The 13,966-nt window shown below is 41.7% G+C and carries 15 protein-coding genes; 5 read left to right on the top strand and 10 right to left on the bottom strand.

The window, feature by feature from the left end; all coding sequences use genetic code 11:
* Nucleotides 1–39 precede the first annotated feature (39 nt).
* The 4 genes from folP to NFS18_RS15285 all read right to left on the bottom strand — a co-directional run bounded on the left by folP (nt 40) and on the right by NFS18_RS15285 (nt 3,425).
* Entirely contained in the window at nt 40–927 is an 888-nt protein-coding gene (gene folP / locus NFS18_RS15300) for a dihydropteroate synthase (protein WP_251391865.1), read from the bottom strand.
* Nucleotides 924–1,469 (bottom strand): HD domain-containing protein, encoded by a 546-nt coding sequence (locus NFS18_RS15295; protein ID WP_251391856.1) that lies wholly within the window; start codon nt 1,467–1,469, stop codon nt 924–926. Before NFS18_RS15295 ends, folP begins: the two co-directional genes overlap by 4 nt.
* Nucleotides 1,470–1,548: 79 nt before the next feature.
* Nucleotides 1,549–2,103 carry a GTP cyclohydrolase I FolE gene (gene folE, locus NFS18_RS15290; RefSeq protein ID WP_251391854.1) on the bottom strand — a complete coding sequence of 185 codons (555 nt, stop codon included), beginning with the start codon at nt 2,101–2,103 and terminating at the stop codon, nt 1,549–1,551.
* A complete protein-coding gene (locus NFS18_RS15285) occupies nt 2,100–3,425 on the bottom strand; it encodes a bifunctional folylpolyglutamate synthase/dihydrofolate synthase (RefSeq protein WP_251391852.1) in 1,326 nt (441 codons plus the stop codon). The genes folE and NFS18_RS15285 overlap by 4 nt, the downstream gene beginning before the upstream one ends.
* A gap of 310 nt (nt 3,426–3,735) precedes the next feature.
* Between NFS18_RS15285 and NFS18_RS15280 the strand changes: the two genes are divergently transcribed.
* The 4 genes from NFS18_RS15280 (at nt 3,736) to NFS18_RS15265 (ending at nt 8,185) form a co-directional block, all read left to right on the top strand.
* Nucleotides 3,736–4,752, top strand: coding sequence for an aromatic acid exporter family protein (locus NFS18_RS15280; protein ID WP_277613642.1), 1,017 nt, complete (start codon nt 3,736–3,738; stop codon nt 4,750–4,752).
* A gap of 74 nt (nt 4,753–4,826) precedes the next feature.
* Entirely contained in the window at nt 4,827–5,204 is a 378-nt protein-coding gene (locus NFS18_RS15275) for a GntR family transcriptional regulator (protein WP_251391848.1), read from the top strand.
* Nucleotides 5,197–6,099: an ABC transporter ATP-binding protein gene (locus NFS18_RS15270; protein ID WP_251391846.1), complete on the top strand. Its 903-nt coding sequence runs from the start codon at nt 5,197–5,199 to the stop codon at nt 6,097–6,099. Before NFS18_RS15275 ends, NFS18_RS15270 begins: the two co-directional genes overlap by 8 nt.
* Nucleotides 6,100–6,277: 178 nt before the next feature.
* Nucleotides 6,278–8,185 carry a DUF6449 domain-containing protein gene (locus NFS18_RS15265; RefSeq protein ID WP_251391837.1) on the top strand — a complete coding sequence of 636 codons (1,908 nt, stop codon included), beginning with the start codon at nt 6,278–6,280 and terminating at the stop codon, nt 8,183–8,185.
* 227 nt (nt 8,186–8,412) lie between these two features.
* Here NFS18_RS15265 and NFS18_RS15260 read toward each other — a convergent pair whose 3' ends face one another.
* The 4 genes from NFS18_RS15260 to NFS18_RS15245 form a co-directional block, all read right to left on the bottom strand.
* Nucleotides 8,413–8,907 carry a superoxide dismutase family protein gene (locus tag NFS18_RS15260; protein WP_251391835.1) on the bottom strand — a complete coding sequence of 165 codons (495 nt, stop codon included), beginning with the start codon at nt 8,905–8,907 and terminating at the stop codon, nt 8,413–8,415.
* Nucleotides 8,908–8,969: 62 nt separating this feature from the next.
* A complete protein-coding gene (locus tag NFS18_RS15255; protein WP_251391833.1) occupies nt 8,970–9,497 on the bottom strand; it encodes a cysteine hydrolase family protein in 528 nt (175 codons plus the stop codon).
* Nucleotides 9,498–9,552: 55 nt separating this feature from the next.
* Nucleotides 9,553–10,542 carry a dipeptidase gene (locus NFS18_RS15250; RefSeq protein WP_251391831.1) on the bottom strand — a complete coding sequence of 330 codons (990 nt, stop codon included), beginning with the start codon at nt 10,540–10,542 and terminating at the stop codon, nt 9,553–9,555.
* Between the two features lie 55 nt (nt 10,543–10,597).
* The gene (locus NFS18_RS15245; protein WP_251391829.1) at nt 10,598–11,743 is read right to left on the bottom strand and encodes a glycerate kinase family protein; all 1,146 of its coding nucleotides are present in this window, start codon (nt 11,741–11,743) and stop codon (nt 10,598–10,600) included.
* A gap of 203 nt (nt 11,744–11,946) precedes the next feature.
* Here NFS18_RS15245 and NFS18_RS15240 point away from each other — a divergent pair, with 203 nt between their 5' ends.
* A complete protein-coding gene (locus tag NFS18_RS15240; protein ID WP_251391827.1) occupies nt 11,947–13,041 on the top strand; it encodes a CdaR family transcriptional regulator in 1,095 nt (364 codons plus the stop codon).
* Nucleotides 13,042–13,086: 45 nt separating this feature from the next.
* On the opposite strand, the gene NFS18_RS15235 is transcribed toward NFS18_RS15240, so the two are convergent.
* Nucleotides 13,087–13,557 (bottom strand): helix-turn-helix transcriptional regulator, encoded by a 471-nt coding sequence (locus NFS18_RS15235; RefSeq protein ID WP_251391825.1) that lies wholly within the window; start codon nt 13,555–13,557, stop codon nt 13,087–13,089.
* A 32-nt stretch (nt 13,558–13,589) separates the two neighbouring features.
* Nucleotides 13,590–13,796, bottom strand: coding sequence for a helix-turn-helix domain-containing protein (locus NFS18_RS15230; protein ID WP_251391823.1), 207 nt, complete (start codon nt 13,794–13,796; stop codon nt 13,590–13,592).
* Nucleotides 13,797–13,966 lie beyond the last annotated feature (170 nt).

Here is a 13,966-nt window from a genome sequence, read left to right as displayed (position 1 = left end):
CATGCACCGCAACTATTCAGTCTTTTGGCTTCATAGTCACTAAAAAACGTCCACTGGACGTTTTTGTCGTATGCTTGGCAACTCAAAACAGTCCGCCGGACTGTGCTGCTCTGTTGCAGAATGCACCCTCAATATCGCTTCTGTCATCTTAATCGCGCGATAATTGGCTTTCACATCATGCACCCGGACAAACCCACATCCGCTCATCACGCCCATTACCGTTGTCGCCAGTGTTCCTTCTTCTCTCTGGTCCGCCGGAAGATCTAATGCAAGTCCGATCATGGACTTTCTGGAAGTTCCAAGTAGGATCGGATACTCTAATTCATACATGAGAGACAGATATTTCATCATTTCCAGATTCATCTCATAGGTTTTCCCAAATCCGATTCCCGGATCAAGACAGATTCCATCCTCACGGATACCGGCTGACTTCGCCAGTTTTACGCTTTCCCGCAGATCATCTAATACATCGGAAATGAAATCGTTGTATTCTGCCTTTTCTCTGTTGTGCATCAGACAGCATGCTGCTCCGCTTTTTGCGATCACTTCTGCCATCTTCTCATCGTATTTCAACCCCCAGATATCGTTTACCAAATCTGCGCCTGCTGCCAGCGCCGCTTCTGCAACACGGCTTTTGTATGTGTCAATAGACACAGGCACGTCAAACCGCTGTTTCACCGCCTCTACAATCGGAACAACCCGTGCACTTTCCTCATCCGCAGTAATCTGAATGTGCCCCGGACGGGTGGACTCTCCGCCTACATCTAAAATATCTGCCCCGTCACGCACCATTTCCTCTGCGTGAAACAAAGCTGCATCCATATCCGTATATTTTCCTCCATCGGAAAATGAATCCGGCGTCACGTTCAGGATTCCCATAATATAGCAATGCTTTTTTGTATCAAATTCTTTGCTGCCGATTCTCATAGATCAATCTCCATATTCTTCTTATCCAAACTCCAATTACATTCTTGTTCCGCAGAGCAGGCAAAACATTGGCGCGACTTCTTATCACTGATATACAACAGCTTTTCAAATGAATTCATATCTTCTCTGTATATCCGGTGGGAACGGATTGCCCCCAAAATCTCCTGCTGTTCTTCCTCAGAAAAGATATTCTTATCAGAAAATTCTTTATGTTTTCCTAACGAAATATCTTTTAAAATCTCCTCTGCAATTTCCGCCGATGCAATCTCATGCGGAATACCTTCTTCATACTGCCTTGCTTTCCCGATATCATGCAAAATCGCCGCCGCATAAATCATTTTCTTAGGAAATCTAAGTCCCTCTTCCAGATTCTGAATGTAGGCAATTCTCGCTACGTCCAGTAAATGATTCATCTGATGGCAGCAAAATCTTCTATCCTTCTCCGCCTGTTCCAGCCGCTTATAATACTGCTGAAACAACGGATGTCTGCGGATTGCTTCCACGATGTTTATATCTTGCTCCTTAACCCGCCTGTCTTCCATAATGCCTCCCTATGTTTAACTTTGAGTGCTGTATATCTGCATTTCTTTACATTTCCTGTAAGGAATCTCTGATGCAAACTTATCGGATCATTTGGAAAAATGTATCCGACAAATCTTTATTATCCTGAAATATACCACGTTTTACAATTGTTACAGTCTGGCTTCCCGGCTTCTTGATCCCACGCATTGTCATACACATATGTTCCGCTTCGATCATCACCATCACACCCTTCGGCTGTAAATGTTCCATCAGTGCATCTGCAATCTGTCCGGTAAGCTGCTCCTGTAATTGAAGCCGTTTCGCATACACCTCTGCCGTTCTCGCCAATTTGCTCAGACCAGCCACTTTTCCGTCCGGTATATAAGCAATATGCACCTTCCCATAAAACGGCAGCAGATGATGCTCACAGGTAGAGTAGAATGTAATATCCTTTTCCACAACCATCTCATTATTATTCACATGAAAAACTTTGCCAAGATGTATTCCTGCATCTTCTTCGTAACCGCTGTAGACTTCCTCATACATTCTGGCAATACGATCCGGCGTTTCCACAAGGCCTTCACGGGTGATGTCCTCTCCGATCCCCTCTAGCAACAGCTGAACTGCCTGTTTTATCTTTTCTTGATCTATCATTTTCTTTTCCTCATATTTTGAAATACTTCCGCTGCCATCATCACCCTTCCCAGATAAGACAACGACCCAAATGCCAGGATCACATCTTCATTCCCGGCATTTTGAAGCGCACACTGCACCGCATCCTCGACCGTCCCGACAGCCTTCGCTTCTATTGTTTTGTCATCTGACGCTTTTTTGATCACATCCCGCAATACTTCTGATGACAGCGACCGGTTCCCGTCCGGCAGATCTACCGTATACACACGTTTCGCATAAGGAATCATCAGCTCCACAATTTTCTCGTATTCCTTGTCTTTAAAAACACCCATGATATATGTTAGTTTCTTCTTTGGAAAATAGATTTCTACGGACTCTTTCAGTCTCCTTGCCGCGTCTTCGTTATGTGCACCGTCTACAATAAACACCGGATTTTCAGAAATACAGGTAAACCGCCCCGGCCATTTGGTTTTTGCAAATCCGGCACAAACCGCCTGTTCAGAAATTCTTCCCGCTTCTGAAATTCTGTGATTCCATGCCTGCACTACTTCCCATGCCGTGACTGCATTGCCAATCTGATACCGCCCGGCAAGTCCAATCTGTATGGCTTCCATTCCTTTATAAGCAAATGTCTGCCCCAGATAATTTTCCTCGATCACTTCTGCCTTCTCCGGCTCGGCATATATCACAGTACAGCCATATTTCTGTGCTTCTCGTTCCAGCGCCGCCCGTACACAAGGTTCCTGCACCGCCGATACCACCGTGCATCCGGGTTTGATGATCCCCGCCTTATTTTCCGCTATTTCCTCCAGTGTTTCTCCCAAAAATCCCATATGATCTCTGCTGATCGCCACAAACACTGCAATCTCTGTATTCTTCACAACATTAGTGGCGTCTAAGCGTCCGCCCAGTCCGGTTTCCAGCACCACCACATCACATTTCATTTTCCGGAAATATAAAAAAGCTATTGCGGTCTCTATTTCAAACACAGTCGGACTTGCTTTTCCGTCTGTCTCCATACGCGCAACAGCTCTCTGAACTTCTTCAACTAATTCTGCAAATATCTCTTCGGAAATCCACTGCCCATCCACCTGGATTCTTTCCAGATAGGATAATACCGTCGGCGAAACATATCTCCCGGTCTTAAGCCCCGCCTCACTCAGAATCGTTGAAGTGTACGCAAGCACAGACCCTTTGCCGTTGGTTCCCGCAATATGTATGAACTTTAAATCATCCTGCGGATTCCCCAGTTCACACAAAAGTCCCCGAATCGCATCTAAGCCAAGTACACTTCCGTATTTCGACACTTCGTCCAAATATACCCTTGCTTCTTTGTAGGTCACGTTATTCGTTTCCTTTCTCTGCTATAAATTATTACTGTTCACAGCTTACTGCTGTGCAAAGTGACAGCCTTTTCCTGTGGAAATGTTCCATCACTTTGTCAATCATATCACTTCCTGTATATTCACACAAGTATATTTTCATTAAATCCATCATACGGTAACAGTTCGTTACTTTTCACACCCGGGCCGCACACTACGCTGCACGGCCCGGGTGTGAACTGTTGCATCACTTATAACCACTTTTCTTTCCTCAATAATTTAAATCAATTATGGCATACTAATAAAAAATCCAGAAAGGAGACTTATCCACATGAAACTCCACGCCTGTTTATCCCGCATTAATCTTATCAAAACTCTCAAAATCTCCTTTGGCTGTATCTTCGCCTACCTATTAGCGGAATACTTCCACTTGTCTTACAGTACTTCCGTCATTACGATTACTTTGCTAAGTATACTAAATACACGAAAAGAAACTTTGAAAACTGCATGGAAACGTGTCATTGCCTTCTGTTTTGCAGTTTTAACCGCTCTGCTTATGTTTCCGTTGCTGAACTATTCGACATTTAGCATTTTTTTATATCTGCTTGTGTACTATCTGATCTGCCAGACCGGAAAATTCACGGAAGGATTTTCTATGAGCACTGTCCTGATCCTGCATCTTTGGAAAGCACAGACCCTTCAATCCGCAGCCATTCAAAACGAAGCATGCCTGATGGCTCTTGGCATTTTTATGAGCTTTCTGATGAATCTGTACATGCCAAGCCGGATCCACTTAATCCGCACGGCTCAAAAAGAAATTGAAATACAATTTTCTGAAATTCTGCGCACTATGTCCACCGCAATATTTCAGGAGAAGGAAAATGAGACTATCACGGAAATGCTAGGAGCCCTTCGGGATACACTGACCCAGGCGCTTGACCATGCAGTCTACACGGAAAATAACGAACTCTTCCGTGATATGAGCTATTATTCTCTCTACTTGAATATGCGAAGGGAACAATACGATCTGCTGGCACGTATTGCCCGCAACCTCCCCCGTCTCTGTGAATCCTATGCCCAGACTGCTTCTGTAGCTTCTCTACTGCATATGACTGCAGATTCCATGAATGAATACAATAATGCAGAGGAACTTTTGTACAGCCTCTCCGAAATGCGTACTGTATTCCGCAGCGCCCCGCTCCCGTCCACCCGTGATGAATTTGAATCCCGCGCCGTTCTCTACGAAATTGTAAATGAACTGCAAGAGCTGCTGCTCCTAAAACTAAATTTCTCGGAAAATTTAACGCCTTACCAGATAAAAACATTCTGGAAATGTAATAGTTCTTGACATTCTGATCCCTTCAAGCTATACTAAGTGTATTAATACAGATAGTACACTAGATTTCAAAAAAGGAGGTCCACATGATTTCCATCGACTATCAAAGCAGAACACCCATCTACGAACAGATCGTAGAACGGTTTCAACTGCTGATACTAAAAGGCATTCTGGAGCCGGGTTCCCAGATGCCCTCGGTGCGTTCACTTGCTGTTAAGCTCTCCATCAATCCAAATACCATTCAAAGAGCCTACGCCATGCTGGAACAGCAAGGATACATTTTCCCGGTCAAGGGACGCGGTAATTTTATCTCAGACGCTTCCCTTTTGATCCAGCAGAAAAAGACGCTTTACTTAAGCGACTTGAAACGGATGCTTCTTGGAGCCAGGGACATAGGCGTCACAGAAGAGGACTGTCAGACACTCATTCAGCAAGTTTACAGCAAGGAGGTACTCCATGATTGAGTTAATCAATGTAACAAAAACTTTTCAAAATACCTGCGCGGTCCATGATGTATCCGCGGTAATTCAGGAAGGAATGATTTTCGGACTGGTAGGAAGTAACGGAGCAGGTAAAAGTACACTACTCCGTCTGATTTCTGGAATCCTAAAGCCGGAAAGCGGAACTGTGATCATCGATGATATTCCGGTATTTGAACAGCCCAAAGCCAAACGCAAGCTTTGTTTTCTGTCCGATGCTTCCACGTTTCTTCCAAATGCAACGGCAGAATCCATGTGCCGGTACTATGCGCTGAATTATCAGAATTTTGACCGGACTTATTTTAACAAACTGACGGAAAAGTTTGATATACCACAGAACCAGAAGCTCCAGACATTTTCCAAAGGACGAAAGAAACAGATAACGCTTCTGCTCGGCTTATGCGCCGGGACGAAATACCTTTTCTGCGATGAAACTTTTGACGGACTGGATCCGGTCATGCGTCAGACGTTCAAGAGTCTCTTTGCCTCAGAATTGATGAAGCGGGATTTCACACCGATCATTTCCTCCCACAACCTGCGAGAATTGGAAGATATCTGTGATACGGTAGGATTGCTTCACAAAGGGAAACTGCTCTTTACAAAAGATTTGGATTCTATGAAATGTAACATTAACAAAATCCAATGCGTCATTCCAGATCACGCAAAAGAGGCAGAACTGCTCTCTCAGCTTTCTATTCTTCAATACGAGAAAAGCGGTTCTCTTCTGACGATTACCGTGCGTGGTTCCAGGGATGAGATTCTAAAACGTACAATGGAAAAGGAGCCGATATTTGCTGAAATTCTTCCATTATCACTGGAAGAAATATTTATAAGTGAAACGGAGGTAGCGGGTTATGACTTCAAAGACTTCTTGCAATAATTCAATTTCATACAGAAAATACATCTTGGAGAATGTAAAACAGCGGATCTGGTTTATGGTGTTGTCATTTATTACACTCTTCTTTATGCAAACTGTATCCATAACCATGCGCATCGAGAATTTTTTGAACAGCTCCGCCGAACAGCCTCTGAACTCTTATCGGGAACAATTCCCCCGCATGCTGAATGGAAGTCTGGCACGTCCCTTTACAGTGATTATCCTCCTTCTGGCAGTTATATGTGCAGTCAGTGGATATGCTTACCTTCATCAGCCGGAAAAATCCGACTTTTTCCACGGATTTCCACTGAAAAGAATCCAGTGGTTCAACATTTCTTATATAGGCGGCTTACTGATGTTCCTGATTCCGTACCTGTCATCCAGTTTGTGTACCATGGTGATCGCGGCATCTAAGGGAGTCCTTGTTTCTTCCAATTTTCTCCCTTCTGTTCTTGCCGTCTTTGGAGGCATCCTGGGTTATTTGATTCTGTATCACACTGCAATTCTGGCAATGATGCTGACTGGAAGACTATTGTCTGGTACACTGGCTGCATTTGTATTGATCGTGTACTATTCCATGGCCGAAGAATTGTTTTCAGGACTGTTTAGCACTTTTTATGATACGTTATATACTCCCCGCCATGGAGAACGGTCACTGTTGATTGATTCCTTGTCAAATATTTTGTCACCGTTAGATCTATATCAGTCACTGACATACAGAACTGCTGCCAACTACAAACTGCCGTTGTTCTTGCTGTTTGCAATTGCAGTCATTGCAGGTATCTGGCTGCTGGCATGTTACCTTTATCAGAAACGTTCTCTGGAATCCGCCGGAAATGCTCTGGCTTTCCAAAAGTCTGCGTCTGTGATCAAGATTTTAATTGCCATTCCCGGTGCATTATTCTTTGGATTTTTTGCAGACAGTTTTTATTATAACACTGGAAATAAATGGATCATCTTCTTTAGTATCCTTGCAGTAATACTGTTGTGCGGAATCATTGAATTCATTTACACACAGGATCTGCGGCAGATTTTTAAACGGAAAACTTCCTCTTTGATTTCCATCATAGGAGTTGTCGGAATTCTTACTGTTATGCAGTTGGATTTATTCGGCTATGACACATGGCTTCCGAAAAAATCAGACATAAAGAGCATGGCTTTGTACAGTGACTCTTATCTGAATTATTTCGATTATGTAAATAATGACTTTGAGAGCAGTGAATCCTATTATCTGTTGCAGGATGATGACGCACAAACAAAAAAGTTCGACCTGCTGTACCAACTGGCAGAGGAAGGAATCTCAAATCACAACATGGGAATGCATTTTGATAATCTGTATGAGAACTCAATGTATGACCCGGTTGACTATACCGGCATCACCGTCCGTTTCAACAAGACAAACGGAAAGAGCGTCTATCGTTCATATGTTGTAAAATGTGGAAGTCTGCTAAACACTCTGGACGAACTTTGTCAGGAAGAATCCTACCGCAGAAAACTCTTTCCAGCCTTCTACATTACAGGAGATGAAATTGAAACTGTCATACTATATGATATCCGCTTTGACACTCCGTTGAAACTGACCGGCGAGGAAAAGGAGAATCTTTTAAAAGCATATCAGCAGGATCTCTTACAAGTGGACATACACAAATTACAGGAAGATAACCCGATCGGAAGTTTCGCATTCCAATTAAAATCAAACGAAATCCCATCGGATATGTTCACATCACATACTGATGATTATATCCGCACTATAACGAATCTGTATTTGTTTGATACCTATGAAAATACATTGAAACTGTTGGAAGAATACGGATATTCCATATGCACGGAGATTAACCCGGAAGATGTCCTTCAAATGACCTATACCAGACTGCCTTCCGTAGATTATAATTCTTCTGCTGATATCAGTTTAAAGGACACCTCATCTGTTCCTGTCACTGACCCGGAAGAAATCAGACGGCTTCTTGACCGGACTGTATACTCTCTCCAAAGAATTGCCGGCGGATGGAATACAGAGACAGATTATATAGAAGTATGGTTAAAAGGAGAAACCTTATCCCGGCATTATTCTCTGCTTCCAAAAGAATAGAGGCGGAGTCCCACACATTTTCATTGTGCGGACATGATTACAAAAGAATTTCCAGGAAAGACCATTTAATATCTAACGTTCGCACGTTAATATAACAAGGTCATTCCTGGAAATTTAAAACATGACTGTCGAGAATAGCAAATTCACTACAATATAGACTGGAGTTTATTCAAACTCATAACCGTGTATATTGTATGTAGACTCTGTTTCCCGTCAGCCCTCTTCTTTCACTCTCCTGCGTCCATTCCCCCAGGCATTCCCTCCCGGATTTCTCCGCAGGCAATCTTCATACCGCTCATTCCCGCAGGCTGACTTTTAAAATCATCTGAATCATGATGGATTACCACGGTCCTTCCAACTACATCCTCTGGATGAAATCTCCCCGTATATACTGCCATCCAGGCAGCCCCATCTACAGAAATCAGCGGCGGCAGATCCCCTGTATGACGAGGATGCTCTTCTTTCGTAAGATTTAAATGTCCTCCCGTATCCTTCAGCGGATCATCCATAGTTCCCGTACAGGATTTTCCTTCGTGGATATGAAAACCATAAAATCCTCCCGGCTCTTTTGTATTCTGCTCCGGAAGTCCATAAATTTCTGCCATTACGATGGTACCGCCGTATACATCATAAAAGGAGACGGAACCATAAATGTCCGGATATGCTTCTATTCCCGTAATTTCTGCATACGCTTCGGGTATGCCATTTAATTTTTCAACCATAAAAATCACCCTCCTTCTGCACTATATGCACCTGAAAGAGGGCGTATGAAACATTTTATTTTTTAATACAATCCACAGATATTTATCTGACACATTTTCATAGCTTCCAATGCATTCTTATGACTTTCTACTGTAACTCCGGCACAGCAAGAAGCATCAACTGTAATTACCGCCTCTGGAAGAGCGGACTTTAAAATCATAGCATTAGAAATAACACAGATATCAGTACACAATCCAATCAGTTCAATCGTTTCATACCCATTTTTCACAGCAGTATGTATCAGATTTGTACTTCCGAAAGTCGGTTTTTCCAAAACCAGGCATCCCTCTTTTAACCCTTGAAGTTCTGGAATCAGTTCCCATCCCGGCGTACCTTTGATGCAATGCGCTATCGGCAGATTTCTGCCTTCCTGTGTCTGGAGATAATCCTGATAATGCGTATCCATTGTAAAAATCACATTTTTTTCACATTCCTTTGCCTCTTTTACCTTATGAACCACATTCTCAACAATTTTCTGCGCTTCCTTTGTCCCTAATGCACCGTCTACAAAATCCTTCTGCATATCTACTACAACTAATAATTCCTTCATCTCTATTTCCTTTCTCTTAATTCTGGGAATCCTTAAAAAGTCTAAACGGACGCTCTCATTGCATATTGGCTTCCTTCATCACCCGCCACGCATTCTGCCAGCAGATTTTATCCATCTGCCGTTCTGTGATCCCGGCATTTTTACACGATTCCCACACTTGTTCCATCTGTCCCACATGGGTAATATACCCCTCCCGGTTCTCAGATTTAAACCCATCAAAGTCCGTTCCAATTGCAACTACATCTTCTCCGGCCGTATTAATCATATATTTCGCATGTCTTGCAATGTCTGTAGTGGTCACCTTACTATCCTCCCTCAAAAATGCAGGATAAAAATTAAGACCTGCAGCGCCTCCCTTATCTGACAGCGCGCGAAGCATCTCATCAGACAGGTTTCTCGGATGACCGCACAATTCTCTCGCATTAGAATGTGACGCAACAACCGGCGCTTTACTTTTCTGAATGCAATCCCAGAAGCCTCCATCAGATAAATGAGAGACATCGATCAGCATTCCTATCTCATTCATCCGCTCAATCACTTCTAAACCAAATGTTTTCAGTCCATGATTCATAATATCTGTATTCCGGCTGTTAGGATAACCAAGACAGTTCTCGTAGTTCCATGTCAGAGTCATCAGGCGGACGCCCTTTTCATATAACTCTTCCAGACGTGAAATCCTGCCGTTTAGTACACCTCCTTCTTCTACAGTGGTAAGCGCTGCAACAACATTTTTATGACATAGCGCTTCTGCATCTTTGCAAGTATGAACAATCCGCAATTCATCTGATTCCTCCTGACGCAGCCGTTCTATCAGATGCATCACCTCTGACCATGCTCTCTCCCATGACGGAGAAGAAATATCTTGCCTGTGACGCAATTCTCTCTCGTATTTCCCTGCATTTACAAAACAGGCAAAATACTGTATCCAAGTTCCCGCCTTATGCATATTTTCCAGATTCACGCAAAGATCATTGTGAGCAAGACTCTGCTTCTTGTCTCCATGTAAAAGTTCACTAATGGTATCACAATGCATATCAATCAACATCTTCACCGTCTCCATAACATATTTGTAATAAACTATTTCACTTGTCTTTCTTCCGTTATTTGTCTTTGTATATATTTATTAACCGAAATACCTGTTCTACACTGTCTGAAAGATTTACCTTCGCATTTTCCGGCTTCATCGCATCCTCCAAAGTAACAATATTTCTTAAAATAGGGAAAAATGCATCAATACCATTTTTATTACATTCAACTGCTTCTTTTGTCAGACTTCCTGCAAATGCAATCACTGGAATATGATGTCTTTTTGCAAGACGGGCAACTCCTACCGGCGCTTTTCCCATAGCAGTCTGACCATCTAATCTTCCCTCACCGGTTATAACCATATCCGCATCTTCAATATAACTTTCAAGTTGTGTTTCTTCTAAAACAATTTTAATCCCTGATTCAAGAACAGCGTTGGTAAAACTGAGGAACGCAAAGCCCATCCCTCCCGCCGCGCCGGCTCCTGCCTGAAGTGCATTTGCTTTTGGATAGAGTTTCTTAGCTAATGCCGCATAATATTCAAGCCATTTATCCATTTGCATGATCATAGAAGGAGTTGCTCCTTTTTGTGGACCGTAGACAGCACTGCAGCCGTTTTCTCCGCATAAAGTGTTTGTTACATCGCAGGCAATGCGGAATTCACATTCTGCCAGTTCAGGAATTACATAAGCATCCGTAATCGTTTCTAATTTCTCCAATCCCTTTGCACCGAACGGAATTTGCTTATTTTCTTTATCTAAAAATCCATAGCCTAACGCCTGAAGCATACCAATCCCGCCATCATTTGTGGCGCTTCCTCCAATACCGATAATAAAACGACGGCACCCTTTAGTAATTGCATCTTTAATCACTTCACCTACCCCATAGGATGTCGTATGCATCGGATTTCGTTCCTCTTCCGAGATCAACGTGATTCCTGCGGCTCCTGCCATTTCAATTACAGCGGTCTTGGTTTGTTCAATGATCCCATATTCACAATTCACTGGTGCTCCGAGCGGTCCGGTAACAACAGCATTTTGTATTGTCCCCTTCATTCCACATACAAGAGCGTCAACCGTGCCTTCCCCTCCATCTGCCAAGGGTCTCACGACTACTTCTGCCTGGGCATCTGCCCGCAGAATTCCCTCTGCTACAGCGTTACCTGCCTCCATAGAAGTCAAGCTTCCTTTCAAAGAATCAATCGCCACTACTGCCTTCATGCATTTATCCCTCGTTTCTTCTTTTTGATATACCAAGTATATTAAATTTTCAAAACAATATCAACGTTATACAGAACATATTTTTATAATATAATAAAATCATATTGTTACGCAGAACATGATATGGTAAAATCATATAAAATATTTCAATAAAAACAGCAGGATGATCACTATTATATTCTCATTAGCAAGGAGAAAATCTCATGGCAAATAAAATAGAGGAAGATTTTGCATTTCAAGTAGTTACTACAGTAAAAGATGTTTGTGGACAGGACATAAATTTTATTAATCAGTCCGGGATTATTTTTGCCAGTACGGTACCCGAAAGGATTGGTACTTTTCATGAAATCGGATATAAAGCGGCACTGGCAGGGAACACAATAGAAGTAACAGCAGATGACAGTTTTTATGGAACACAAAGAGGTGTTAACCTGCCAGTCTATTATCATCATGAATTTCTGGCTGTAATTGGTATCACTGGTGATCCTGACATTGTAAGAAAATATGCACATCTCGCTGAACGTATTACACATCTTTTAATTCGTGAGAGGGAATTCAATATGGACAGCCGGAATCAGTCAGAAAAGAAGCATTTTGTTATTGATTCTCTTATCAAAAAAGCAGACTTCAATATGGGCTATCTGAATTCCTGTCTAACAGAATTAAACATTAGTATCAAAGAAAAGAAACGGGTAATTTTTATAAAGGTGCAAAGAGAAAAAGATACAACTAATTTATCAATAATAGAACAAAAAATAATTCAGACTTTTCGCCTGCTTTCCATAACCCTTTTTACCTTTTATTACCCCAATATATATGTAGCTGTAATAGAAGAACAAATCTTTAAGGAAAAATCTCATATTTTGGAACAATTTGCACATGTAAATAAGGAACTGCAAATTTGTGCAGGAAAAATCTCGTCTATTTATCAGCTTGCAGATTCCTATGCATCAGCCCTTATTGCTGAAAAAGCAATATTCAATGCAGATAATAACTTTATTATATTTGATAATCTAACCTTGGAAATTTTTATTTCTAATTTAAAAGAAGAGGAAAAAAACGAGTTTCTCTCAAAAACAATCCTGTCTCTTTTACCTGAAGAACAAGAATTGATCCGGGTATATTTTGATGAAAATATGTCATTAATCAATACAGGTGACCGCCTGTTTTTACATAAAAACACATTACAGTATAAATTAAACCACATTTATAAAAAATGTGGTTTAAATCCAAGACGTTTTAAAGACGCTGTATTGCTTTACCTGGCGCTTCAGTTATTACCAGCTGCAGATCGTTAAACATAAGCTTTCAAAAAACCCGCGAATCACAATATTCCTGTGCCTTCAATTCTTTTCTACCCACGCTTTCAAGCTATTAGTAATAGATACAACCTCATCAAGTATCTCGATAATCCTGTTGAGCTCCGGTTTTTCACTTTCTTCTATAATTCCATCTTCGGTAATATTTAACAAAATTTCCTTTGCCTCGCTGATCTTCCTAAAAGAGGACATTGCCCGAAGTCCAATTCGATCAAGACTTGAACATTCAATCTTTGGAATATTTTTCCCAAGGGGACTTGCTTCCCTGCAAAAATGATTTTTTAGTTCCGGAGACTTATACATATCCGCCATCAGCAAAACTTCCTCTGGATACGGGATTGTACTGCCAAGTTCGATCCTTGCAAGCCTAGACCGGTCAATTCCCATCTCTTCCGCTGCTCCCTCGCGACTATTTAATCTATCATTGAACTTTGCCGCATTATAACGGGCATCGTAATAGATATTTCCGCAGGCTTTTGTAGCAATTTTAGACATTTATATTTCCTCCAAACTCCACTAAAATTAAATCAGATAATGTTAGCGTATTCTGTTTCAATTTCAAGACGCTTGCTGATCCGTTCTGCAATTTCCGGAGCATATACGGTTCCATTTACCACACGGGAAACGTATTCTCTGCCAAGACCAACGTCCTCTGAAAGTTCTTTTACGCTCATATCATTATCAATTAAGGCTTTTTTCACTTCCTTGCTCCACGGAGGAAGAATTCGTTTCATTTGTTACACCTCCTTAAAAATTTAAAACACGATTGTGATTTACATTTGTGGCATTATGCCTTAAAATAACGGTATAAGTTATAAACTAAAGAAAGCAATTTGGTAAATAGTCAAGAGTTATTTTAAAAAGATTTTCAGGGAAAAGGGTAACCTTAATAAACCTACGGTCT

The sequence above is a fragment of the Mediterraneibacter agrestimuris genome, assembly GCF_943193195.1.
Classification (GTDB): Bacteria; Bacillota; Clostridia; order Lachnospirales; family Lachnospiraceae; genus Schaedlerella; species Schaedlerella agrestimuris.
This window is presented reverse-complemented; position numbering and strand designations above follow the sequence as displayed.